The 23,722-nt window shown below is 44.4% G+C and carries 19 protein-coding genes and 1 riboswitch; of the genes, 13 read left to right on the top strand and 6 right to left on the bottom strand.

Going from position 1 to position 23,722, the window contains the following annotated elements:
* Positions 1 to 12: 12 nt before the first annotated feature.
* On the bottom strand, positions 13 to 1,341 hold the full coding sequence (locus G3W54_RS15925) for an XRE family transcriptional regulator (RefSeq protein WP_162654255.1): 1,329 nt from the start codon (positions 1,339 to 1,341) through the stop codon (positions 13 to 15).
* A gap of 220 nt (positions 1,342 to 1,561) precedes the next feature.
* On the opposite strand from G3W54_RS15925, the gene G3W54_RS15920 reads away from it, so the two are divergent.
* The 9 genes from G3W54_RS15920 (at position 1,562) to pyrC (ending at position 12,263) form a co-directional block, all read left to right on the top strand.
* Positions 1,562 to 2,905, top strand: coding sequence for a substrate-binding protein (locus G3W54_RS15920; RefSeq protein WP_162654254.1), 1,344 nt, complete (start codon positions 1,562 to 1,564; stop codon positions 2,903 to 2,905).
* Between the two features lie 117 nt (positions 2,906 to 3,022).
* On the top strand, positions 3,023 to 4,054 hold the full coding sequence (locus tag G3W54_RS15915) for a branched-chain amino acid ABC transporter permease (RefSeq protein ID WP_162654253.1): 1,032 nt from the start codon (positions 3,023 to 3,025) through the stop codon (positions 4,052 to 4,054).
* A 105-nt stretch (positions 4,055 to 4,159) separates the two neighbouring features.
* Positions 4,160 to 5,269 carry a branched-chain amino acid ABC transporter permease gene (locus tag G3W54_RS15910; protein ID WP_197742891.1) on the top strand — a complete coding sequence of 370 codons (1,110 nt, stop codon included), beginning with the start codon at positions 4,160 to 4,162 and terminating at the stop codon, positions 5,267 to 5,269.
* 30 nt (positions 5,270 to 5,299) lie between these two features.
* Positions 5,300 to 6,058 carry an ABC transporter ATP-binding protein gene (locus tag G3W54_RS15905; protein WP_162654251.1) on the top strand — a complete coding sequence of 253 codons (759 nt, stop codon included), beginning with the start codon at positions 5,300 to 5,302 and terminating at the stop codon, positions 6,056 to 6,058.
* A 27-nt stretch (positions 6,059 to 6,085) separates the two neighbouring features.
* On the top strand, positions 6,086 to 6,829 hold the full coding sequence (locus tag G3W54_RS15900) for an ABC transporter ATP-binding protein (RefSeq protein WP_162654250.1): 744 nt from the start codon (positions 6,086 to 6,088) through the stop codon (positions 6,827 to 6,829).
* Between the two features lie 71 nt (positions 6,830 to 6,900).
* The gene (gene acs, locus G3W54_RS15895) at positions 6,901 to 8,844 is read left to right on the top strand and encodes an acetate--CoA ligase (RefSeq protein WP_162654249.1); all 1,944 of its coding nucleotides are present in this window, start codon (positions 6,901 to 6,903) and stop codon (positions 8,842 to 8,844) included.
* Between the two features lie 198 nt (positions 8,845 to 9,042).
* Positions 9,043 to 10,335, top strand: a complete 1,293-nt coding sequence (locus tag G3W54_RS15890) for a hypothetical protein (RefSeq protein ID WP_162654248.1) — start codon at positions 9,043 to 9,045, stop codon at positions 10,333 to 10,335.
* A 21-nt stretch (positions 10,336 to 10,356) separates the two neighbouring features.
* The gene (locus G3W54_RS15885) at positions 10,357 to 11,211 is read left to right on the top strand and encodes a D-amino-acid transaminase (protein WP_162654247.1); all 855 of its coding nucleotides are present in this window, start codon (positions 10,357 to 10,359) and stop codon (positions 11,209 to 11,211) included.
* 5 nt (positions 11,212 to 11,216) lie between these two features.
* Positions 11,217 to 12,263: a dihydroorotase gene (pyrC, locus tag G3W54_RS15880; protein ID WP_162654246.1), complete on the top strand. Its 1,047-nt coding sequence runs from the start codon at positions 11,217 to 11,219 to the stop codon at positions 12,261 to 12,263.
* Positions 12,264 to 12,291: 28 nt separating this feature from the next.
* Here the strand turns inward: pyrC and pgi are convergent, their stop codons facing one another.
* The 4 genes from pgi to G3W54_RS15860 all read right to left on the bottom strand — a co-directional run bounded on the left by pgi (position 12,292) and on the right by G3W54_RS15860 (position 17,870).
* Positions 12,292 to 13,926, bottom strand: a complete 1,635-nt coding sequence (gene pgi, locus G3W54_RS15875; RefSeq protein WP_162654245.1) for a glucose-6-phosphate isomerase — start codon at positions 13,924 to 13,926, stop codon at positions 12,292 to 12,294.
* Positions 13,927 to 14,019: 93 nt separating this feature from the next.
* Positions 14,020 to 15,717 (bottom strand): AMP-binding protein, encoded by a 1,698-nt coding sequence (locus G3W54_RS15870; RefSeq protein WP_162654244.1) that lies wholly within the window; start codon positions 15,715 to 15,717, stop codon positions 14,020 to 14,022.
* 32 nt (positions 15,718 to 15,749) lie between these two features.
* Positions 15,750 to 16,628: a polyphosphate kinase 2 gene (gene ppk2, locus G3W54_RS15865; protein WP_162654243.1), complete on the bottom strand. Its 879-nt coding sequence runs from the start codon at positions 16,626 to 16,628 to the stop codon at positions 15,750 to 15,752.
* Positions 16,629 to 16,757: 129 nt separating this feature from the next.
* The gene (locus G3W54_RS15860) at positions 16,758 to 17,870 is read right to left on the bottom strand and encodes a 2'-deoxycytidine 5'-triphosphate deaminase (protein WP_162654242.1); all 1,113 of its coding nucleotides are present in this window, start codon (positions 17,868 to 17,870) and stop codon (positions 16,758 to 16,760) included.
* A gap of 73 nt (positions 17,871 to 17,943) precedes the next feature.
* A riboswitch (SAM riboswitch) is annotated at positions 17,944 to 18,021 on the top strand.
* Between the two features lie 86 nt (positions 18,022 to 18,107).
* On the opposite strand from G3W54_RS15860, the gene G3W54_RS15855 reads away from it, so the two are divergent.
* Entirely contained in the window at positions 18,108 to 19,292 is a 1,185-nt protein-coding gene (locus tag G3W54_RS15855; protein ID WP_162654241.1) for an O-succinylhomoserine sulfhydrylase, read from the top strand.
* On the opposite strand, the gene G3W54_RS15850 is transcribed toward G3W54_RS15855, so the two are convergent.
* On the bottom strand, positions 19,289 to 19,921 hold the full coding sequence (locus G3W54_RS15850; RefSeq protein ID WP_162654240.1) for a CDP-alcohol phosphatidyltransferase family protein: 633 nt from the start codon (positions 19,919 to 19,921) through the stop codon (positions 19,289 to 19,291). The two genes, G3W54_RS15855 and G3W54_RS15850, sit on opposite strands and share 4 nt — an antisense overlap.
* Positions 19,922 to 20,100: 179 nt before the next feature.
* On the opposite strand from G3W54_RS15850, the gene apaG reads away from it, so the two are divergent.
* From apaG to ade, 3 genes are all read left to right on the top strand, one after another.
* Positions 20,101 to 20,493 (top strand): Co2+/Mg2+ efflux protein ApaG, encoded by a 393-nt coding sequence (gene apaG / locus G3W54_RS15845; protein WP_162654239.1) that lies wholly within the window; start codon positions 20,101 to 20,103, stop codon positions 20,491 to 20,493.
* The gene (locus G3W54_RS15840) at positions 20,490 to 21,947 is read left to right on the top strand and encodes a TrkH family potassium uptake protein (protein ID WP_244627957.1); all 1,458 of its coding nucleotides are present in this window, start codon (positions 20,490 to 20,492) and stop codon (positions 21,945 to 21,947) included. The genes apaG and G3W54_RS15840 overlap by 4 nt, the downstream gene beginning before the upstream one ends.
* 68 nt (positions 21,948 to 22,015) lie before the next feature.
* Positions 22,016 to 23,719, top strand: a complete 1,704-nt coding sequence (gene ade / locus G3W54_RS15835) for an adenine deaminase (protein ID WP_162654238.1) — start codon at positions 22,016 to 22,018, stop codon at positions 23,717 to 23,719.
* The last annotated feature ends 3 nt before the right edge of the window (positions 23,720 to 23,722 follow it).

Here is a 23,722-nt window from a genome sequence, read left to right as displayed (position 1 = left end):
CAAGCATGTGTTTTAGATGTTGAGAATGGATTTCGAACGTCGTGCAGTGCAGTTATCGCGTGGGCAGACTTCGCAATTAATGCCTACCTGAATTGACGGGATGGATTTGCGTTCTTGAGCGGGCGTAAATAATTGGAAGTCCGGAGTGAAAATCATTGCGCTTTTCACCGTGCCAGGCAGGTTGAAATTACCTGCAACAGGACGATAAGCATAGGAGTAAGTTAAGAAACTTTCTCCCGTTGGTGGTTCTATGAACGTGCGAACTGGCTGCATGGGTTGGCTGATAGCCCGGTAAAGCGGCCACAGGGGGCAAGCGCTACTTTTGCGAGGCAGAGATAGTATCTGCAATGGCTTGCGAAATAAAACGCCTCCGGAACCATCACACTCGATTAATCCAAATTGAGGTTGTTCGACATTTTTGTATGTATCTGGCAAGTGAGCAAGACGAAAAAATACATCCTCAATTGGAATGTTTAGTTCTTGGGAAATGCTTATAGGTTCAAAATTGTTTTGAATGGCATTATCCAAAAATGTATCAACTGGCATCTTGGAAGCAACACTCACATAACGACGCAACGATGCTTCTATATCGCTTTCCTCGTTGTTGCCCTCAAAATCAAAATCCTTAAGAATCTTATCCATATTGGTTTTGTTTTCTTGCCCTTGTTCTAACTCAGGCAGAAAAAACTGACGACTTTCCCAAAAGCTATCGAGCTGCGATTGTCCTCGTTTGGTCTGGTTTTGTGCTTCATCACTTCTAGTTTCATCAAAATAGGCGAGAAGATTTACGATTGTTTCTGCAAGGCGGGTACTTTCAGTTCTCATATTATTGAGAAATTTGTCGGCTGTGGCTTTTGGAATGTCGTCAGTGGTTGCCAAAATGTCCGAGGTCGATTGAATGGCAGTGATGTTAGATAACATCATGTGCATAGCATCGGCAAAAAACGGGTCCTGGCCCAAACGATCAGAAAGTGCTTGAAGTTTTTCGTTTTGCGATTGAACATTCTCAAATAGAGTTTCGGTTAGTTTTGCCCAGCCCGGGAAACGGCCAATAAATTCCTCAGTCCGATTAACTTCCACTTTATTATCACCATCAAAATTAGCTGCCTCTTGAAGGTGGGTCATGAGGGCATGATCGGCACCTTCAGATAGTTCTTCAGAGCTGACTTCAAGAGCATCGGCAATTGCCAGAAGTGTACGCCCTGCGATGCCTCGGTGGTTATGTTCAATCAAATTCATATAGGAAACTGAGATCCCTGCTTTTTGCGCTAAAGCCGTTTGGCTAAGTTTTTTTTGTCTGCGTCTTTCGCGAATTCGTGTTCCTAACAGTGAACGAAGCATGGAAATTGTCCTTTGTTTTTCGTAACATATCCAATTTTAGTAAATTTATTTACAGAAAAAATGAATTGCTATATAAATTTTACACAAAAAAACATATAAAAGACAATAGCTTATTGCAAATTTGACAAATATAGCGCATTTTTGCCACGAACGTCTTTGCGTTCACGGTGTCATTACCTTTGGAGGAAGGTTCTGGCTAAATCCATTAGGGAGGAATTTAATGTCCATTATTAAACCAACTCGTCGTGGTCTATTGCAATCAGGTGCCGTTGCTGGTGCTGGTCTTGCTCTGCCTACGATTTTCACAGGTTCTGCGAGTGCTTACATGAACGAGCCTAAGGGTGGCTCTGTCACATTAGGCTTTAACGTACCGCAAAGTGGTCCATATGCTGACGAGGGTGCTGATGAGCTTCGTGCTTATGAGCTTGCTGTCGAGCATTTAAATGGCGGCGGTGACGGCGGCATGATGAATACGTTCTCATCAAAGGCGCTAAAGGGTAACGGTATCCTTGGCAAAAAGGTTGAGTATGTAACAGGTGATACACAAACAAAATCTGATGCGGCGCGTGCGTCTGCGAAGTCTATGATCGAAAAAGACGGCGCTATCATGATCACCGGTGGTTCATCATCAGGTGTTGCGATTGCTGTGCAGGGTCTATGTCAGGAAGCTGGCGTTATCTTTATGGCCGGTCTTACACACTCAAATGATACGACTGGTAAAGATAAGAAAGCCAATGGCTTCCGTCACTTCTTTAACGGTTATATGTCAGGTGCTGCTTTGGCTCCTGTGCTTGAAGCTCGTTATGGTAAAGATCGTCGTGCTTATCACCTTACAGCTGATTATACTTGGGGTTGGACACAGCAAGAGTCTATCCAGCAGGCAACTGAAGGCAAGGGTTGGGAGACTGTTAACAACGTGTTGACACCGCTCGCAACAACTGACTTTTCGTCTTATGTTGCTCCTGTTCTTAACTCAGGTGCCGATGTTCTGGTTCTAAACCACTACGGTGGTAATATGGTGAACTCACTAACATCTGCTGTTCAGTTCGGTCTTCGTGACAAGCAAGTTAACGGTAAAAACTTTGAGATTGTTGTTCCATTGTATTCACGCCTAATGGCTCGTGGTGCTGGTGAGAACGTTAAAGGCATCTTTGGTTCAACCAACTGGCACTGGTCATTGCAAGACGAAGGTTCAAAAGCATTCGTTAAGTCATTTGGTCAGAAATATGGCTTCCCGCCATCACAGGCTGCGCACACAGTGTATTGTCAGACATTGCTATATGCTGATGCATGTGAACGTGCTGGTACATTCAATCCATGCGGTATTGGTGAAGCACTTGAAGGCTTCAAGTTTGATGGTCTTGGCAATGGTGCAACTGAGTACCGTGCGGAAGATCACCAGTGCTTCAAAGACGTTCTAGTTGTGAAGGGTAAAGACAACCCGACATCAGAGTTTGACGTTCTGGAAGTTGTGGAAGTTACTCCACGTGCACAGGTTGAATACCCTGTTGATCACCCAATGTTTGCTGGTGGTGATCTGGGTAAATGTAACCCAGGCGTATAGTTTAGTCTTATGCGCGCGGCCTTGCTTTGTGCTTGGTCGCGCTCATCAGCATATTCAATTCTTTATAATAAACTGGCTCTTTAAAGGGCTCTGTTTGATAATTAACGGGCAGGGACGATGGACGCATTCCTTCTTCAAATCCTAAACGGGCTCGACAAGGGTTCTGCTTATGCATTGATCGCCTTGGGGCTAACTCTCATTTTTGGCACGCTTGGTGTTGTCAATTTTGCGCATGGCGCGCTGTTTATGCTTGGCGCCTTTGTTGCTGTAACATTGCAAAGAGCCCTCAGTATTTCAAAAATTACACTTGATCCTGAAAAGCTTGATTTCTTAGGAAATCCTTTAAAAATCAAGACGCCCTATGTTGTGGATTGGTTTGGTGAAGCTGCTGGTACCGCTTTAATTAACTGGTCAGTACCACTCGCCATAATTGTCGCTATCCCTGTAATGCTCTTTATCGGTTGGGCAATGGAGCGAGGTCTTATAAAGCATTTTTACAAGCGTCCTCACTCCGATCAGATTCTAGTGACGTTTGGACTTGCCATAGTTATCCAAGAAATTGTGAAAGCAAATTTTGGTGCTAATCCAATTCCGACACCCGCACCGGATCAATTTATTGGTTCATTTGATTTCGGCGCGTTAATCGGTCTTGAAGCAAATGCAGTGATATATCCGTACTGGCGCCTGATCTATTTTTCATTCTCTGCTATAGTTATCGCCTCTGTTTTCGCATTTCTGCAGTTTACAACATTTGGGATGGTTGTGCGCGCCGGTATGGCTGATCGCGAAACCGTCGGTCTTCTTGGCATAGATATTGATAAACGTTTTACGTTGATGTTCGGCATCGCAGCTGCGGTCGCGGGTTTGGCTGGCGTAATGTATACACCGATTAATTCACCCAACTATCACATGGGTATGGACTTTCTCGTTCTTAGTTTCGTTGTCGTTGTTGTCGGCGGAATGGGTTCACTTGGGGGAGCTGTCCTCGCCGGTTTCTTACTCGGTATTTTAGAAAGTTTTGCATCTACCACATGGGCAACAACCACGTTGCCAGGCATCAACCAAATTATCATTTATCTCGTTGCTATTATCGTCCTCTTGACCCGTCCTCGCGGTCTTATGGGTCGAGCTGGTGTGATGGAGGAATAAGACATGACTAGTTTAAATAAAGCTGATCGACGTACGCTATATTTCGTCATTTTAATTACGCTTCTTGCGCCATTTATTTTAAATCCATTTCCAGATGGGTCTGTGATGGCGCAGTTTAATGCAGGCTATCCAGACTTGATGCAACGGTTTGCTTACTTTGGTATCCTGGCGATTGGGTTCAATATTTTATTTGGACTAACTGGATATCTGTCATTCGGGCATGCTGCCTTTTTAGGGGTGGGCTCTTACTCAGCGGTTTGGATGTTTAAACTTCTTAGCTACAATATTATTCCTGGTTTAATTCTGTCCGTTATTGTTGCCGGTATTTTCTCAGTAATTATTGGCTTCATTTGTTTGCGAAGATCGGGGATTTACTTTTCCATTCTAACGCTTGCCTTTGCACAAATGAGCTTTGCGATGGCCTATTCTGTGTTCTCAAATCCAAGCTTTAACCTCACGAATGGTGAGACCGGATTGCAGGTTTATAACAATGATCCTCAATATTTATTGAGTGAAGGTGATTCAACAGTTCCGCATCTCTTTGGCCTTGAAATGCAGGAAACATTTACCTGGGAGGTCGGCGCGTGGGCATTCTCATTTAATGTTGGGTATTATCTGTGCGCAATCTTCTTGATCGCAATGTTCTATCTTTCACTAAAGATTTTTCGCTCACCGTTTGGGTTGATGTTACGTGCAGTTAAAACCAATCAAACACGAATGAGTTATACAGGTTTAAACTCTAAACCCTATACACTTGCTGCTTTTGTAATTTCAGGCATGTATGCGGGTTTAGCCGGAGGCTTGATGGCGTCGATGGATCCGCTTGCAGGAGCAGAGCGCATGCAGTGGACGGCGTCTGGCGAGATTGTGTTGATGACGATTCTTGGTGGCACAGGCACGTTGCTTGGTCCTGTCTTGGGGGCTGGTTTCATTAAATATTTCGAAAATATTTTTTCTAAGATTAATGATAGTGTCCTTGAGGGTTGGTTTGCCTTCATGCCGGAGGTGTTGACAGATACATTTGTCTGGATCTTTGGGTCCTTTGTCGGAAAAGGTTGGCATCTCACGCTTGGTGCATTGTTCATGGTGATCGTGATCTTCCTGCCTGGTGGTCTTGTAGAAGGTTCGCAAAAAATTATGACGATGTTCACAAGAAAGAAAGGCGATGATGAAAAATCAGAGCCGGGCAGTACTGCTGTCTCACCAGCTGAATGATTTCGGGCAGAATAGTTTAAGGAAAATAAAATGGGTATTTTGGAAGTTCAAAATGTCAATAAGAGTTTCGGTGGCCTTAAAGCTCTGCAGAATGTGAATTTGAATGTTGATGAATCAACTATACATGCAATTATTGGTCCCAATGGTGCTGGTAAATCAACTTTACTTAATTGTTTTGTCGGTCGCTTGATACCAGATACCGGCGCTGTGACATTCGATAGTCATTCCCTGCTCGGTAAAAAACCTCATGAAATAAACCAAATTGGTGTGTCACGCGTGTTCCAAACGCCAGAGATTTTCTCTGATTTAACTGTTTTTGAAAATGTGATGATCCCGTGTTTCGCAAAACGTGATGGTGCCTTTTCTCTTGAAGCAATTAAGCCTGTTTCGAACGAAGTTGATATTTGTGAGAAAGCGGAACAAATGTTGCTGGATGTTGATATGGCCGACAAGAAGGACATGACGGCATCTTCATTATCGCGAGGTGATAAGCGTCGTTTGGAGATGGCGATGTGTTTATCTCAAGATCCCAAACTGCTGCTTCTTGATGAGCCAACCGCTGGCATGGCGCGCGCAGATACTAATAATACGATTGAGTTGCTGGCCAAAATTCAGGCTAAGCGTCAAATCACTATGGTGGTGATTGAGCATGACATGCATGTGGTATTTTCACTTGCACAAAAAATTTCTGTGCTGGCGCAAGGCACTGTTATTGTGGAAGATCTCCCTGAAAACATTAAAGGTCATCCGAAAGTGCAAGAGGCCTATCTAGGTACTGCGCATAACTAATCTGATTTTGATAAGCTGAGTGAAATTATGACTGATAATATGAACGCAAACCACGCTAGAAATGCTCCGGCCTATTTTTCCGCATGGGATTTAAAGGCTTATTATGGTGAGAGCTACATTGTTCAAGGTGTTGACCTCAATGTGCATGAGGGTGAGATTTTGGCGTTATTGGGCCGGAATGGTGCTGGAAAAACATCAACATTGCGTGCGATTTCTCGTCTTGAAGACCCAATGTTAACTCATGGTGAAGTTTGGCTTGATCACCAGCCATTACATACTATGAAAGCGTTTGAAGCCTCACGAGCAGGTATTGGACTAGTGCCTGAGGATCGTCGGATTATTCCGGGACTATCAGTGGAAGAAAACCTGCAACTTGCGCAGATTGAAAAACCTATAGGTTGGTCAATTGAGCGCATCTATGAGTTATTCCCGCGGCTTGGTGAACGCGCCAAGCAGGAGGGGATTACACTGTCGGGCGGCGAACAACAGATGCTCGCTATTGGCCGCGCACTGGCGCGCGATATTAAGCTTTTGCTCTTGGATGAACCCTATGAAGGCTTAGCGCCTGTGATTGTTCAAGAGATTGAAAAAACACTTCAACTCATTCGTGAACAAGGCATGACAACCATTATTGTTGAACAAAATGCTGTTGCAGCGCTTAATCTTGCCGATCGAGCTGTTATTCTTGATACAGGCAAAGTTGTCTTTGATGGGACAGCCAAAGAAGTTCTTGATAATGTTGAACTAAGACATGAGTATCTTGCTATCTAGAGCGAAATTCGCATAAGTGAATACGATATTATTTAGTAAAATACAGTTTACGTAAGTGTGGGGAGAACACCATGAGCGATCCAATTTATCCGCCATCAGATGATTTTGTCAGTGCAACGCATATATCAAAATCAAAATATGATGAAATGTATGCATCGTCAGTCCAAGACCCAGATGCGTTCTGGGGCGAAGTTGGCAAGCGTCTTGATTGGATCGAGCCATTCACGAAAGTAAAAAATAGTACATTTGATTACGATAATGTTTCGATTAAGTGGTTTGAAGATGGTGTTCTAAATGTATGCGCAAATTGTGTGGATCGGCACGTAGAAACACGTGGAGACCAGACGGCTATCATTTGGGAAGGTGATGATCCTTCCCATTCTGAGCACATCACTTACAAACAACTACATGAGCACGTCTCGCGCCTTTCAAATGCATACAAAAAACTTGGTGTAAGTAAGGGAGATCGCGTTGTACTTTATATGCCGATGATCCCGGAAGCTGCTTATGCTATGCTGGCCTGCGCACGTATTGGTGCTGTTCACTCAATTGTATTTGGTGGTTTTTCGCCTGATGCTCTCGCAAGTCGTATTGACGATAGCGGTGCAAAATTATTGGTTACTGCAGATGAGGGCCCTCGCGGTGGTAAGAACATTCCACTTAAGAAGAATGTTGATGCTGCTTTAGATATTTGCGGTGATGTTGCAACGATTGTTGTTAAGCGTACCGGGGGCGGACCGGGCAATAAAGACGGTCGTGATCACGACTATGCAGAGCTCGTAGGAAGCGTCTCTGCGGATTGTCCAGTGGAGCCTATGAATGCTGAGGATCCACTTTTCATTTTGTATACATCGGGTTCTACCGGCAAGCCTAAAGGTGTGCTGCATACATCAGGTGGATATCTCACCTATGCGGCGATGACCCACGAGTATGTCTTCGATTATCATGATGGTGATGTTTACTGGTGTACGGCTGATGTTGGTTGGGTAACGGGACATAGCTATATCGTATATGGCCCGCTTGCCAATGGTGCAGTCACGCTCATGTTTGAAGGTGTGCCAACATATCCAGATGCATCTCGTTTTTGGCAAGTTTGCGAAAAGCATAAAGTCAATCAGTTCTACACAGCCCCAACAGCTATTCGCTCTCTCATGGCTCAAGGTAACGAACCTGTTGAAAAATGCGACCTCTCATCGGTTAAAGTTTTGGGTACCGTTGGTGAGCCAATAAATCCAGAAGCCTGGAACTGGTACAACGAAGTTGTCGGTAAGGGGAGATGCCCGATCGTTGATACATGGTGGCAAACTGAAACTGGTGGCCATATGATTACCCCGCTTCCAGGTGCTACATCGACAAAGCCAGGATCGGCAACGACGCCATTCTTTGGTGTTCAGCCCGTGCTTCTTGACCCAACATCAGGTGTTGAAATTCACGAAACAGCGGCCGAAGGCGTATTGTGTATAAAAGACAGTTGGCCCGGCCAGATGCGTACGGTTTATGGCGATCATAAGCGTTTCGTTCAAACCTATTTCTCAGATTATAAAGGTTATTATTTCACTGGCGATGGGTGCCGCCGTGATGCAGATGGTTATTATTGGATTACTGGCCGCGTCGATGATGTGATCAATGTTTCTGGCCATAGAATGGGAACGGCAGAAGTTGAGAGCGCGCTTGTTGCTCATTCGAAAGTTTCTGAAGCCGCCGTTGTGGGGTATCCTCATGATGTGAAGGGTCAAGGCATATACTGTTACGTGACACTTAATGCAGGTGAAGAGCCGTCTGATGAGTTACGACTCGAGCTTCGCAATTGGGTGCGAAAAGAAATTGGACCAATCGCATCGCCTGATCTATTGCAATGGGCGCCAGGTCTTCCCAAAACACGTTCTGGCAAAATCATGCGCCGCATTTTGCGCAAAATCGCCGAGGATGATTTTGGTGCTCTGGGTGATACATCAACCTTAGCGGACCCTTCTGTTGTCGATAACCTCATCGAAAACCGTATGAACAAGTCCTAATAACGGGGATCAACTGAAATGACCGATCAATAGTCGGTCATTTTTGCAGTTAGTGATATCAATAATTACAAATATCATTGATAAGCGTCGTAGTTCTTATAAGATTACACCTCCATGTGTGATCTTTGTTGTAAATTTTGATTGTCCTGTGTATCAGATACGTCAAATTTGATCCGCAATTGCGGGAAGGGCGCTGGCTTGAACGGTATTGAAAAAACACTTCGGGATACTTTGGCGAAGCTGGAAAATCCAGATTCAACAACGCGTCAAAAATTATACGATACGACCGAAGCAATATTGCGCAGAAGTTTGGAGCCCTTTGCTCAGTCAAAGCCTGAGATAGTCGCCGAACGGTTACAAAATCTGCAAGATATAATCGTTATTCTCGAACAAGAGTATAATCTCAAAGTACCGCTTGATGACCTTATAAAAGATCCTTCTTTTTCAATTCCAAATGTTGCGCCTCCTATTACTGATACTGCAAACTCTGAAAGGTCAGGGGCTGAACCATTCGTACCACAAGTAGAGCCTGACACTTCGACGGCTTCTCCGGAAATTCATACTGATCCTCACCCTTTGGAAACTCCGAGTATTTCACAACCAACTGTGCCGTGGCCTGAATCAAATATACAAGCGCCCACACAGAACCAATCGGCCCCTCATGTTTCTGTGGAAAGAAGCCATATCGAGGTAAGTGAGAAAAGTATTGATATTGATAGGCCGCCGTCAGATACCCCCGATGAGTTGAAAGTTGAGCAAGTAGTGGCGGCAAGTTCAGCTTCAGACAACAAGGCTGATCGCAAGCTTCGCAAGAAAGAAAGACGTGAAAAGCGTCGGCGTCGCGGTAGCCTTTTAGACTTAGTTGCTGGTTCAATTGTATCTGTAGTTTTTATAATCTTTCTGTTTGGTGGAATATGGTTGTTTTCAAACAGTGAGTATTATCAATTGTTTCTTGATTGGCGGAACGGCGATAATCTCGAAAACTCTGAGGAGCAGGTTGCCGATAAAGATTTCATCCCAAAACCATTGACGAGCGAAGGCGATCAGTTGGACAGCTGGACGGAGATATTTGGTTATCAAGATGTCGAAAATGTGCGCGGTCGCGGTGAAGCGTTGGTTGAAACAATTGATGACGGCGGTGATGGTGGTGTTCGTATTACATCTGTTAACTCCAGTGAATTTGGTGAGGCACAAATCCCACTGGATACCGATAAATTAAAGGCTGCTACATCGCAAAAGTTTGCAATTGCATTGTCAATATTTGCAGAAAGTCCAACCCAGATTTACGTTAAGTGCCAGCTTAAGAACGGTATTGAAACTGATCGACGGCGTTTTCAACTCAATGGTGGCCTTAATAATGTTATGTTAGAAATGGATATGACTGGCGTGGCAAGTTTTGATCCGGCTCCACATATTGCCTTGAATAGCGATATAACAGGTGGAGGTCGCTCCATTGATCTATATGACGTGAGATATCAAATTATTGAGTGATCAGATCTAAAGGAATTTAAGATGCGGACTATTTTTGTAAATGGCAAATTCGTGGATGAATCTGATGCTGTGATATCCGTTTTTGATCGCGGGTTTCTGTTTGCTGATGCAGTTTATGAGGGGATTGCAGTTCTAGGTCGAAAGCTTGTTGATTTTAACGGGCATATTGATCGCCTGAAACGCTCTTGTGGTGAACTGGATATTCCATACCAAGCCGATGGAGATGAAATCCAGGAGGTCTTAAAAACACTTATTGAAAGGAATAATCTTGATGAGGGATTTATCTATTTTCAAGTAAGTCGTGGAGTTGCCGAGCGAGACTTTGTCTATGATAATAGTGCCATGACACCAAGCGTTGTGTCATTTACACAGGCTAAGAGTATTATTGATAACCCTGTTGCCAAGAAGGGTATTTCCATCGCTACAGTTGAGGACCTTCGTTGGGGGCGTTGTGATATAAAAACTGTTCAACTCCTACATTCATCACTCTCCAAAATGGAAGCTCAGAAACGTGGAGCCGACGACGCATGGTTGATCAAAGATGGTGTTGTGCTAGAGGGCACATCAAACAATGCATATATCGTAACGAACGAAAATACCATTGTGACACGCCCACTTTCCAGAGCGATTTTACCAGGCATTACACGCGCTGCAATCCTTCAATATGCGGAAGAAACTGGCATTAAGGTAGAAGCACGAGAATTTACCGTTGAAGAAGCAAAAGCAGCGAATGAAGCCTTTATCACCTCGGCGACAACTTTTTTGTTCCCTGTTGTCGAGATTGACGGACAGCAAATTGGTGATGGAAAGCCCGGCGAAATTTCAAAAAGAATTCGCGAATTATATATTCAGGAAAGCTTAAAGAGAGCGATTTAACGCAGATGACAGTTCAGACATTGAAAATTAAAAGGCCAGACGACTGGCATCTTCATTTGCGTGATGGTGAAATGCTGGAAGCTGTTTTGCCTGAGACCACACGCCATTTTGCACGCGCGATTATTATGCCCAATCTCGTGCCACCAGTGGTAACGAATGAAGAGGCGAAAGCCTATCGCGAACGAATTATGCAGGCAGTTCCAAGTGGTGATAATTTTGAACCGTTAATGACGCTTTATTTAACAGAAGACACAGACCCTGATGATCTGGAACAGGCTTTCAAATCAGGAACTGTGCATGCGGCAAAACTATACCCGGCTGGTGCGACAACCAACTCTGAAAATGGTGTTCGAAATTTTGAGAACATTATGCCAGTTCTTGAACGTATGGCTGAGATCGGTATGACACTATGTGTTCATGGTGAAGTAACTGACCCCGCCATCGATATATTTGATCGTGAGAAGGTCTTCATCGAAGCCGTGCTTGACCCATTGCGTCAGCGTTTACCGCAGTTGCGTGTGACAATGGAGCATATCACCACGTCAGATGCTGTTGATTATGTAACCGGCTCAACAGGGCCATTAGGTGCAAGCATTACAACCCATCATTTGATGATTAACCGCAATGCAATTTTGGTTGGCGGCATTAAACCCCATTATTATTGTTTGCCTGTCGCTAAGCGTGAAGAGCATCGTCTGGCACTTGTGAAATCTGCTACCTCAAAAGATGAACGTTTTTTTCTTGGTACAGATTCTGCCCCGCACTTAGATAAAGCCAAGATTGATGTTTGTGGCTGTGCAGGTATCTTCACATCCACAAATACGATGGCCTGTCTCGCACAAGTATTTGATGATGAAAATGCATTGGATCGCCTTGAAGCCTTTTCAAGTTTAAATGGACCAAAACACTATCAACTTGATGCGAATGAAGAGATGATCACGCTTGTAAAGCGAGACATTCCTACCGTCTTTCCTGCATCAATCACGACACCGGATGGACCTGTTACAGTGTTTGACCCTATGACACCCCTTTATTGGGATGTTGAAAGCTAGATTTATTTAACGGCTTACCAACTCAATGCTAGCTTCTTGATTGAATATAGTTTGCAAGCGCGGCTGTAGAACTATCATGTCCGCTTGCATCTTCTGTACCTTCAACAACGGGAAGCAGGCCTGTAGCAAGTTCTTTACCCAGTTCCACTCCCCATTGATCATATGCGTTGATGCCAAAAATTTGGGCTTCCACAAAAACACGGTGTTCATAAAGCGCGATCAAGCGACCAAGCGCAAAGGGTGTCAGCTTATCATAAACAAATGTTATGGATGGGCGATTTCCTGTAAAGACGCGATGAGGAGCACCTTCTTTTGCCTTCTCGTCATCCATTCCCTTGGCTTTAAGTTGTGCCGTTGCTTCTTCCAATGTGCGGCCTTTCATTAAAGCCTCTGATTGGGCTAAACAATTGGCAATGAGAAGCTTGTGCTGATGTGTCAAATCTTCTTCATATGCATTGGCCGCAATCATAAATTCAGCCGGAATAATATCGGTGCCTTGGTGGATTAACTGGTAAAATGCATGTTGGCCATTGGTGCCAGGTTCACCCCAAACTATTGGCCCTGACGATGTTTCTAAAGCCTCACCATTAGTTGTTACGCCTTTACCGTTGGATTCCATATCCAGCTGCTGCAAATATGCAGGAAAACGGGATAAACGCTGGTCATAAGGCAAGATGGCACGGGTCGTGAAACCGCAAACATTACGATGCCAAACACCCAATAGAGCAAGCATAACAGGTAAATTGTCTTTGGCCTCGGCTTCACGAAAATGGTTATCCATTGAATGAGCGCCATCTAAAAACGCCCGGAAATTCTCTTTGCCAATTGCAATCATGATCGGAAGACCAATTGCAGACCACAGCGAATATCTTCCGCCAACCCAATCCCAAAACCCAAAGACACGCGATGGTGACATACCAAAATCTTGAACCTTATCGAGAGCAGTAGAAACAGCTGCAAAATGATGTTCAACGGCTTCTTCACCCAAGGCATCAGAAATCCATTTTCGTGCGGTCTGTGCGTTGGTCATTGTTTCAATTGTTGTGAATGTTTTTGACGCAATAATCACAAGCGTATTTTCAGGAGAGAGTTTTTCAAGTGTATCGGCAATATGTGCGCCATCAACGTTTGAAACAAAATGTGCCACAGGCCCATCGTGCTCCGGTGCGAGCGCCAGCGTTGCCATAACAGGCCCTAGGTCTGATCCGCCAATACCAATATTGACAATGTCCGTAATGACTCTTCCAGTTGCACCTCTTATGTCTCCCGAGCGCACATCGTCCGAGAACTTGCCCATAGCATCAAGTACTGCATGAATATCAGGTATGACATTCTCACCATCCACGATGATTTCAGTGTCTCGTGGAGCGCGAAGTGCCGTGTGCAATACGGCGCGATCTTCCGTAGTGTTAATTTTCTCGCCTGCGAACATCGCATCGCGTTTTGCAAATACATCTGAAACATCAGCAATTTTCATCAGTTCAGCAATGATATCGTCATCAATACCGCACTTTGAATAATCCATCAAAAAATCATCGTGTTTTATAGTAAATTTTGACGCACGGTCAGAATTTTTTGCAAAAGCTTGCCGCATATCCATATGACCAGATGAACTGAGATTGGATTTCAGTTGCTCGATAATTTGGCGGCTTTGTGCGTTCATGACAATTAACTCCTGTTATATCGCTCCTATATGACGTCAGAATGTGACAAAATCAACAAAACATTGTCTTAGATAAACAAAAATTTAATCGATTTAAATATTCCGAAGTTCGCGCCGCAATATTTTGCCAACATTGCTTTTTGGCAATTCGTCATGAAAGACAATAAATTTGGGGCGCTTGTAGTTGGTTAGTTCTTTTTTGCAATGCGCTCTTACATCATCGTCTGTGAGGCGTTCATCATTTTTTACAACAAAGAGCTTGATGTCATCGTTGCCGTCTTTATTTGAAATGCCAATTGCTGCGCATTCGGTTACCCCATCCAACATAGTGACAACGTCTTCAATCTCATTGGGGTATACATTAAAGCCGGAAACCAAGATCATATCTTTAAGGCGATCAACGATCGTGATCTGCCCTTCCTGATCCATAAAGCCAATATCACCGGTTTTGAGCATACCGTCTTTTGTCATGATTTTTTCGGTTTCTTCCGGCATGTTCCAATAACCAAGCATAACTTGCGGCCCGCCAATACAGATTTCACCAATTTCGCCTGGAGGAAGTGCTTTTCCTTTTTCATCGTGAATTTCGACGATTGTTGACGGTATAGGCAGTCCAATAGTGCCGGTGAACACATCAAGATCAAAACGATTGCCGCTCACGACAGGAGAAGTTTCCGTAAGCCCATAGCATTCTTTGATCGTTGAACCTGTGACAGTACTCCATCTGTTAGCCACAACGGTTTGTGTTTTCATCCCGCCACTTGCCGTGATCATGTCATGAGAAAAATCGAGTTTTCGGAAGTCTTCATTATTTAAAAGTGCATTGAAAAGTGTGTTCAATCCACCAAATATCTGAACCTTGTGCTTACGCAAATCTTTGATCAAAGCAGGTATATCTCTTGGGTTTGGTATGAGCAGATTATGTCCGCCGATACGTGTTGAGATCATGAGGTTTACGGTCAAAGAAAAAATGTGAAACAAAGGCAAAGCACAGAGGAAAGTCAGCTGTGACGGCATTGCCTTTCCCTTCACACCGCTATCAATCCAAACAGCAGATTGCTCTGCATTTGAAAGTACATTTGCGTGAGAAATCATGGCAGCTTTTGGTATGCCCGTCGTGCCGCCAGTATATTGAAGCACAGCCAGATCATCGTGACTTCGCTTAAACGGTGTAAAAGAGCGAGCGGAGCCGATTGTCAATGCATCAGTATAACTGGTAGCTGAGGGAAGCGAATAGTTTGGCACCATCTTTTTGATGTGTTTGACAACATTATTTACGATGAATGATTTTAGACCCAGCGTTTGCCCATGAAACATATCACCCATTCTCGTGATGCAAATATGTTTGACGCTCGTCTCACTCAGTACTTTTTCAAGTGTATGTGCGAAATTTTCCAAAAGAATGATGGTTTTAGCACCTGAATCAACAAGCTGATTTCTAACCTCGCGTGGTGTGTATAAAGGATTGATGCATGTCAACGTAAAACCAGCACGCAAAACCGCCGCGATGATAATTGGCGTTTGTAGAATATTGGGAAGCATGATCGCAACTCGAGCGCCTTCTTGAAGGCCTAATGAATGAAGCCAGCCTGCCATCGCAGCGGATGTATCACCCCATTCTTTATATGAGATGGATTTACCCATACATGTATGAGCAAACGCGTTCCCGTTTTTTTCAAAGGCATCTTCAAAAAAAGCGCCAATTGAGTCATGTTCCAACGGTCCGATCTCCGCAGGTACATCCTCCGGATAGGCGTTTAACCAAATATGTTTTTGTTCACTTCTGACCATTTTACCTCCCAAGTAGATGGTCTGACCCTTCTTTAGTCCTCCACGAAACCGAGGCCGTGTCCAGCTATTTTATTGTCAATCTCACCGATCACGTCTCCATCCTTACCCGTATACGGCAAAGCCGTTAAAATGGTTCGGATAATGTTTATGCGTGCGCGACGCTTGTCATTAGCTTTCACCACTGTCCAGGGTGCCAGTTCGGAATGCGTGGTCGATAGCATGAGATCACGTTTTTTTGTGTAGTCGTCCCACTTATCAAAGCTTGCAATATCCATCGGCGAAAGCTTCCATATTTTGAGAGGATTATGACGGCGATCATGAAAGCGTTTGAGTTGCATTTCGCGACCAATATTAAGCCAGAATTTAAAGAAATAAATACCTTCATCCGATATCATTTTTTCAAATAGTGGTGTGTCTTGCAAAAAGTTGGCATGTTGCTCTGGCGTGCAAAATCCCATAACCGGCTCAACACCGGCGCGATTATACCAAGAACGATCATAAAGCACCATCTCACCGGATGTCGGAAAGTGTGATACGTAGCGTTGATAATACCATTCGCCACGTTCGCGCTCAGTCGGTTTTGGTAGTGCTACAGAACGAACGGTTCGGTGGTTCATATATTGCTTTACAGCATTAATCGAGCCGCCTTTACCTGCCGCATCTCTGCCCTCAAAAACTGAGATAACTCTATTATCGCTTTCCTTAAGCCATGCTTGTACTTTGACAAGTTCTACCTGTAGAGCTTCTATTGTTTCTTCGTATTGTTTCCATTTCAACTTCTTCTCATATGGATAATCACCCGATGAGAATGCATCTTCGTCTAACCAATTAGGAAGTTCAGGATTGTCAATATCAAATTCACGTTGTTTGCCGTTGATTTCAAGCGTCACAGCTCGGGATTCATTACTCATATCACTCACTCATTGGGCAAAACGCCGCGTTATTGTTATCGGTTAAGTGTAATTGGCGCATATTCTCGGAGATTTTTCAAGATATTTGAGTTGGAGATGTAAACTTAATCAAATACTTGTGCGTGTAGCCTAACGAAAATGCTTGGAAAGTTTGAGGCCCTGCGCCTGATAATTGGACTTCAAATCAGCACCGTATAGTGCCTGTGGTTTTTCCTGCATATGCTCATAGACAAGACGCCCAACAATTTGCCCATGTTCCAGAATAAATGGAACTTCATGACTGCGAACTTCAAGCACGGCGCGGCTGCCAGTTCCCCCAGCTAAGCTATTGCCAAATCCAGGGTCAAAGAAACCTGCATAGTGAACACGAAATTCTCCAACGAGTGGATCAAACGGGGTCATTTCAGCGGCATATAACGGCGGAACGTGCACGGCTTCTTGCGAAGCAAGAATGTAAAATTCATCAGGATCGAGGATAAGCTCTGGCACACCACGATTATAAATTGGTTCCCAAAAATCAAACACATCATGTGCTGCTTTTATGTCTACATCAACAACGCTTGTATGATGCTTGCCACGATAGCCAACAAGAGAACCTTCACCATCACCTTGTAGGTCGATAGACATGCCGATGCCGCCGCCCGATATATTTGGCGCATCCGCATGAATGAGTGTTTCGGCATCGTGAAGTGCGCGAACATCATCTTCGCTTAATAGCGCATTGCCGGTACGAAAACGAACTTGCGAAAGACGTGATCCAGTACGGGCAACAATGGGAAATGTGCGAGGACTAACCTCCATCCATAGCGGGCCATTGTATCCCGCGATGATTTTATCAAACTCCGGTCCGTAATCGGTCATAACGCGGGTAAAAATATCTAGCCGCCCAGTTGAGCTTTTGGGATTGGCAGATGCGGATATCGTTTCTGGTAGATTGATGCTTTCAAGTAGCGGCACGATATAAACACATCCGGTTTCAAGCACAGCGCCATTGGTAAGATCAATTTCATGAAGTTTTAACCGATCAAGCTTTTCTTCAACTGTACTATGAGGCCCCGGTAGAAAACTCGCACGCACGCGATAAGCTTTTGCGCCTAAACGAAGATCAAGACTTGCAGGTTGTATTTGGTCAGAATCTAGAGGCTTTTGGCTCGCCAGGCGGCCTTGGTCAAATAATTCTGAAATCAGTCTATCTGACAAAATACCTGTCTGACGTCCGTTATTGCTCAAGGTTTCAGCCATCCCACTTATCCATCGTTTGCTTTTTTCTGGCAGTTCATGCGAATTGACGCAAGTCGAGGATCGTGATAATTGCTCGTTATCCCGTGGTGATTTGGCCGACCGGCTTGCAGCCACTTTAAATAACTAGCTAAAAGGTCGTGCGTTTAAGAACTCTTTTGACGTTTGACCGGCTAGCTTGTGCAAGTCGGTTTTATTTTGTCTGAGTTTTTCTGCTTGGCTAGTTTGTTTGGAAGTAACATGACTGAAAAAAAATCTTATCGCGATGCAACGAAGCTTGTTCATGCTGGTACAACCCGTTCGCAATTTGGTGAAACATCTGAAGCCCTTTATCTAACACAAGGCTATTTGTATGATAGTTCGAGTTCGGCCGAAGCACGTTTTTTAGGTGAAGAAGACGGGTATATTTATTCCCGCTATGCCAACCCTACCGTTTCCATGTTTGAAGAACGGATGTGCATACTCGAAGGTGCAGAGGAAGGCCGTGCAACCGCTTCCGGTATGGCAGCTGTTACTGCAGCGCTTATGTGTCAGGTTGAGGCTGGTGATCATGTTGTTGCTGCCCGTGCATTATTTGGGTCTTGTCGTTGGGTGATTGAAAAATTAATGCCAAAGTATGGCATTGAGACCACATTGGTTGATGGCACGGACCTCAAAAAATGGGAAGAAGCTATTCGTCCAAACACCAAAGTGATGTTTTTGGAAAGCCCAACAAATCCGACACTGGAAGTAATTGATATTGCTGGCGTTGCTAAGCTGGCCAATCAGTGCGGCGCAAAGCTTGTTGTCGACAATGTTTTTGCAACTCCACTTTTCCAGAAGCCTTTAGACCTAGGCGCACACATTGTTGTTTATTCAACGACAAAACATGTCGATGGCCAAGGCCGTTGCTTGGGTGGGATAATCTTGTCTGATTCTGAATGGATCAATGAGACGTTGCAGGATTACTATCGTCATACTGGACCTTCCATGTCACCGTTTAATGCATGGACAATGCTAAAAGGGCTTGAGACCTTGTCATTAAGGGTCAATGAACAAACGCGAAATGCAAAAGCGGTGGCCGACTTCTTGGCGGAGCATAATGCTATTTCACGTGTTATATATCCAGGACGAGCAGATCACCCTCAGGCAGATATCATTGCCAAGCAAATGACGGGTGGGTCCACATTGGTGGCCTTTGAATTAAAGCGCGGTAAGAATGCAGCATTTAAAATGCAGGATGCACTGGATGTTATTAGCATCTCTAATAATTTGGGTGATGCGAAGAGTTTAATCACGCACCCGGCGACGACAACTCACAAGAATTTGGCAGAAGAAGATCGACAGCTTCTTGGTATCACCGATGGGACTGTGCGTGTTTCCTTTGGGATTGAAGATGTGAATGATTTGCTTGAAGATTTCGAGCAAGCACTTAATAATCTTTAGTTGGGCATCTGTTCTTTTCGACTTGCATCAAACGCCGCCTTCGCCAGCATAATTCGCGAGAAGGCGGTATAGATACAGATTGCTGAAAAAATGTACGCAATGATCGAAAACCAGTCCGGGAAGATGCAAAACAGCGCAAACGTGATGAACGTCTCGGTGGCTTCGGCAAGACCGGTAGTGAAGTAAATAGATTTTTGACCACGGACTTCCGTCTTGAGTTGCCATTTTTCTGCAAAAATTGAATAAGCAAGAAAACTCGAACCAGTGATGTAAAACGAAAAGAGCAGAAGAGATCCTGCGATCGCATTGTTTATTGGATCATAAATAATGAAGGCAAGTGGGATTAGTCCATAGAAGGCAAAGTCCAGAACGATATCCAAGAAACCGCCAAAGTCTGTTGTTTGGCTGTGTCGTGCCACCGCGCCATCTAGCCCATCGCCTACTCGACTCAAGAGCAAGAGCGCAAGCCCAGAAATAAGGTAACCATAGACAATAAAGATCGCTGATATAAGCCCGACAATGAAAGAAGCTATGGTTACACTATCAGCCGAAACGCCTCTTTTAGCCAGAAATTGACCTGCACTATCCAGCATCGGGTCGATTATTTTGCGCGCTGAACCGTCCAGCATATCAGTTTCCTCAGTTAATTTATTTTCCCATACAGATACTAACCAACATACGCAATTCATTGTTCATCACTTATTTGTCACCAAATGATTGGCCTTTGCTGACTTGACCTGATCATCATGCTATAGAATAAGGCAATATGGTTGATAAGGCCTGTTGATAAAGGACTTGAAGATAGCGGATGTATCAGGCGACAACAAATGACATAGACGTAGAAGTCGAACCATTTTATATCGATGAACAATCTGACCCGGATGAAGATCGATATGTTTGGGGCTATCATATCAAAATAACCAATCGTTCTTCCAGTAGAATTCAACTCATAAGCCGTTATTGGCATATTACTGATGAGAATGGTTATGTTGATGAGGTTGCCGGCAAAGGTGTGGTGGGGGAAGAACCATTTTTAGAGCCGGGTGCTTCATATCAATACTCATCCGGTTGCCCACTTGATACCCCTTCTGGGATTATGCTCGGGCGTTATCAATTTAAAACAGATGCAGGTCTGGTGTTCGATGCAGAAATTCCGGCCTTTTCATTAGATCGGCCCGATATACAGAGAGTTTTGAATTGATCGGTCTTATAGATCTTAGACCTGTCGCATTGGTGACCGGCGTATTAATCACGGCGCTGGGTGTGTCAATGTTGCTACCCGCGCTCGTAGATCTTATTGTTGGCAGTTCGGACTGGCAAATTTTTGCCATTACATCTGGGCTTACAATACTTGTCGGGCTTTTGATGTTTATCTCCACCAGAGGCATCCCAAAGGGGTTATCAACGCGACAAGCGCTTTTGATGACAGTATGTTCTTGGCTTGCGTTGGTGGCTTTTGGGGCATTGCCATTTGTTTGGTCCGGTGTCGTTGATACTTATACTGACGCCTTTTTTGAATCCATGTCTGGCCTTACCACAACGGGCGCTACCGTAATTGATGATCTTGATAATGCCCCTCCTGGCATTTTGTTTTGGCGCGGCCTTCTTCAATGGCTTGGTGGTCTTGGGATCATTGTGATGGCAATTGCCGTTTTCCCAATGTTGCAAATTGGTGGTATGCAGCTGTTTAAAGCTGAGGCATTCGATACGGCAGAAAAAATCCTACCACGAACAACACAAATCTCATCTTCAATCACATTGGTCTTTATTGCCATAACAGGTCTTTGTGCCGTGCTTTATATTGCGGCTGGCATGGCGGTGGATGATGCTGTTATCCATGCGATGACAACAGTTGCGACTGGCGGTTTTTCAACAAAAGATGCATCTATGGGGCACTTCAATAGTGCCTCGATAGAAGGTGTTGCGATCATATTTATGATCTTAGGTTCGATACCATTTATCCTCTATGTGCAAATGATCCAAGGGCGGTTCAAACCACTTTGGCAGGACTCGCAAGTTCGCGTGTTTGGCGTATTTCTGTTTATAGCCATTTTTATGGCATGGTTCATGGCAGTAGCGAGTGGAGAGCATCAAGGCGCAAATGCTCTTAGATTTGCGGCCTTCAATGTTGTATCTGTTGTTACTGGTACGGGCTATTCGACGACTGGTTACGATAGTTGGGGCGCATTTGCTGTAAGTTTTTTCTTTCTTATTATGTTTGTGGGCGGTTGCGCCGGATCGACATCCTGCGGCATTAAAGTGTTTCGGTTTCAGGTGCTGTTCCAAGCAGTAAAACAGCATCTCAATCAGGTAATGTATCCGAGCGGTATTTTCAGACCACGATTTAATGGTAGGCCCATTCAACAACAAGTTATTGCCTCGGTTATGGCGTTCTTCTTTTTATTCATGGTGTCTTTTTTCGCACTCGCATTGGGTCTTAAACTTTGTGGGCTAGATACCACAACGGCACTTTCGGGGGCAGGGACGGCTATCGCCAATGTTGGTCCAGGTTTAGGCAGCACCATCGGTCCGACTGGCAATTATGCAAGCTTAAGCGATACGGCAAAGTGGCTTTTATCCATCGGCATGTTGCTCGGACGTCTCGAACTCTTCACACTTCTTGTCATTTTCCTGCCCAGTTTTTGGAGAACATAATCTGGGTTGATTGGGGAAAGGTTCGAGTTGTATTCCAACAAAAGATAAAAGTTGCAGATAGGCATTAAATGATAAGGGAAATAATTTCCAAACGGATTGATCAAGGACGTGGAACAGAAAAAGCTGACTTGGTTTTAAAAAACGGTCGCTTTTTTGATTTAGTCACGGGCGAATTGGTTGAAAGTGATATTGCCATTTGCGGTGATATGATCGTGGGTACTTGTGAAGATTATGAAGGTGTTGAAGAAGTTGATCTTGACGGGAAAATAGTCGTTCCGGGTTTCATTGATACGCATCTACACATTGAATCTTCGATGGTAACACCATTTGAATTTGATCGTTGTGTTTTGCCTTACGGTGTGACGACAGCACTTTGTGATCCGCACGAAATAGCCAATGTACTGGGTATCGAAGGTATAGAATATTTCCTCAAATGTGCCGAACGTACAATTATGGATGTGCGTGTTCAACTTTCCAGTTGTGTGCCTGCAACACAGATGGAAACATCCGGTGCGCGATTAGAGGCAAAAGACCTAACACCGTTGATGGATCATCCCAAGGTCATCGGCCTAGCTGAATTTATGAATTATCCCGGTGTTTTAAATAAAGATGAGGAGTGCCTTGATAAATTAGAAGCCTTTGCTGGCCGCCATATTGACGGGCATGCACCCTTGGTCAGAGGTCATGATATAAATGGATATCTAGCCGCCGGAATATCGACAGACCATGAGACAACGACAGCTGATGAAGCAATGGAGAAGCTTCGCAAGGGTATGCATATTTTAGTGCGTGAAGGCTCAGTATCAAAAGACCTGCATGCGCTAGCCCCAATTATCACCGAACGAAATTCGCCATTCATTGCATTGTGTACAGATGACAGAAATCCGCTTGATATCGCAGAGCAAGGCCATCTTGATTATATGATCAGAACCGCCATTAAACTTGGCGCCGACCCGCTTGCGATGTATCGTGCTGCTTCAATTTCAGCGGCGCGAGCATATGGCTTAAAAGATCGTGGTCTTGTGGCACCTGGTTGGCGTGCTGATTTGGTGATTATAAGTGATTTATATGAATGCGATATTTCAGATGTCTATAGCGCGGGTCGTAAGGTTGATAATGCGCTATTTGCTACGCGAGAAACTATACCGCCCATTGGTCGTGATAGTGTCCGTTCACGAGATATAACAGCGCGAGATTTACACATTAAATCTGGTGGGAACGAGGCACACGTAATCGGTATTGTTCCCGGCAAAATTATTACACAGCATATAAGATCCGAAGTGTTAGATGGAAGACCAGAGGCCAATGCTGATCTAGGTCGAGATATAATTAAAATTTCGATCATCGAACGGCATGGGAAAAATGGAAATGTTGGCACTGGTTTTGTAAACGGATTTGGTTTGCAGAGCGGTGCAATCGCATCCACTGTTTGCCACGATCATCACAATATAGCAGTCGTCGGCGTGGATGATGGTGATATGGCTTTGGCCGCAAATCGTCTTCGTGAGATTGAAGGTGGTTTTGTTGTTGTTGATGGTGGCGAGGTGCTGGCAGAAGTTGCGTTACCTATTGCAGGTCTCATGAGCCTTGAGCCGTTTGAACATGTACGAGATCAATTGATCACGCTTCGCGCTGCTGCAAAAGGGTTGGGCGTCACGCTTGAAGAACCGTTTTTACAATTGGCATTTCTTGCACTCCCAGTTATTCCGCATCTGAAAATTACCGATATGGGTATGGTGGATGTAGATCGTTTTCAGATCATTCCATCTTGACAA

The organism is Lentilitoribacter sp. Alg239-R112 (genome assembly GCF_900537175.1).
GTDB lineage: Bacteria > Pseudomonadota > Alphaproteobacteria > Rhizobiales > Rhizobiaceae > Lentilitoribacter.
Note: the sequence above shows the minus strand (reverse complement) of the source record. Positions and strands in the feature narration are given on the sequence as shown.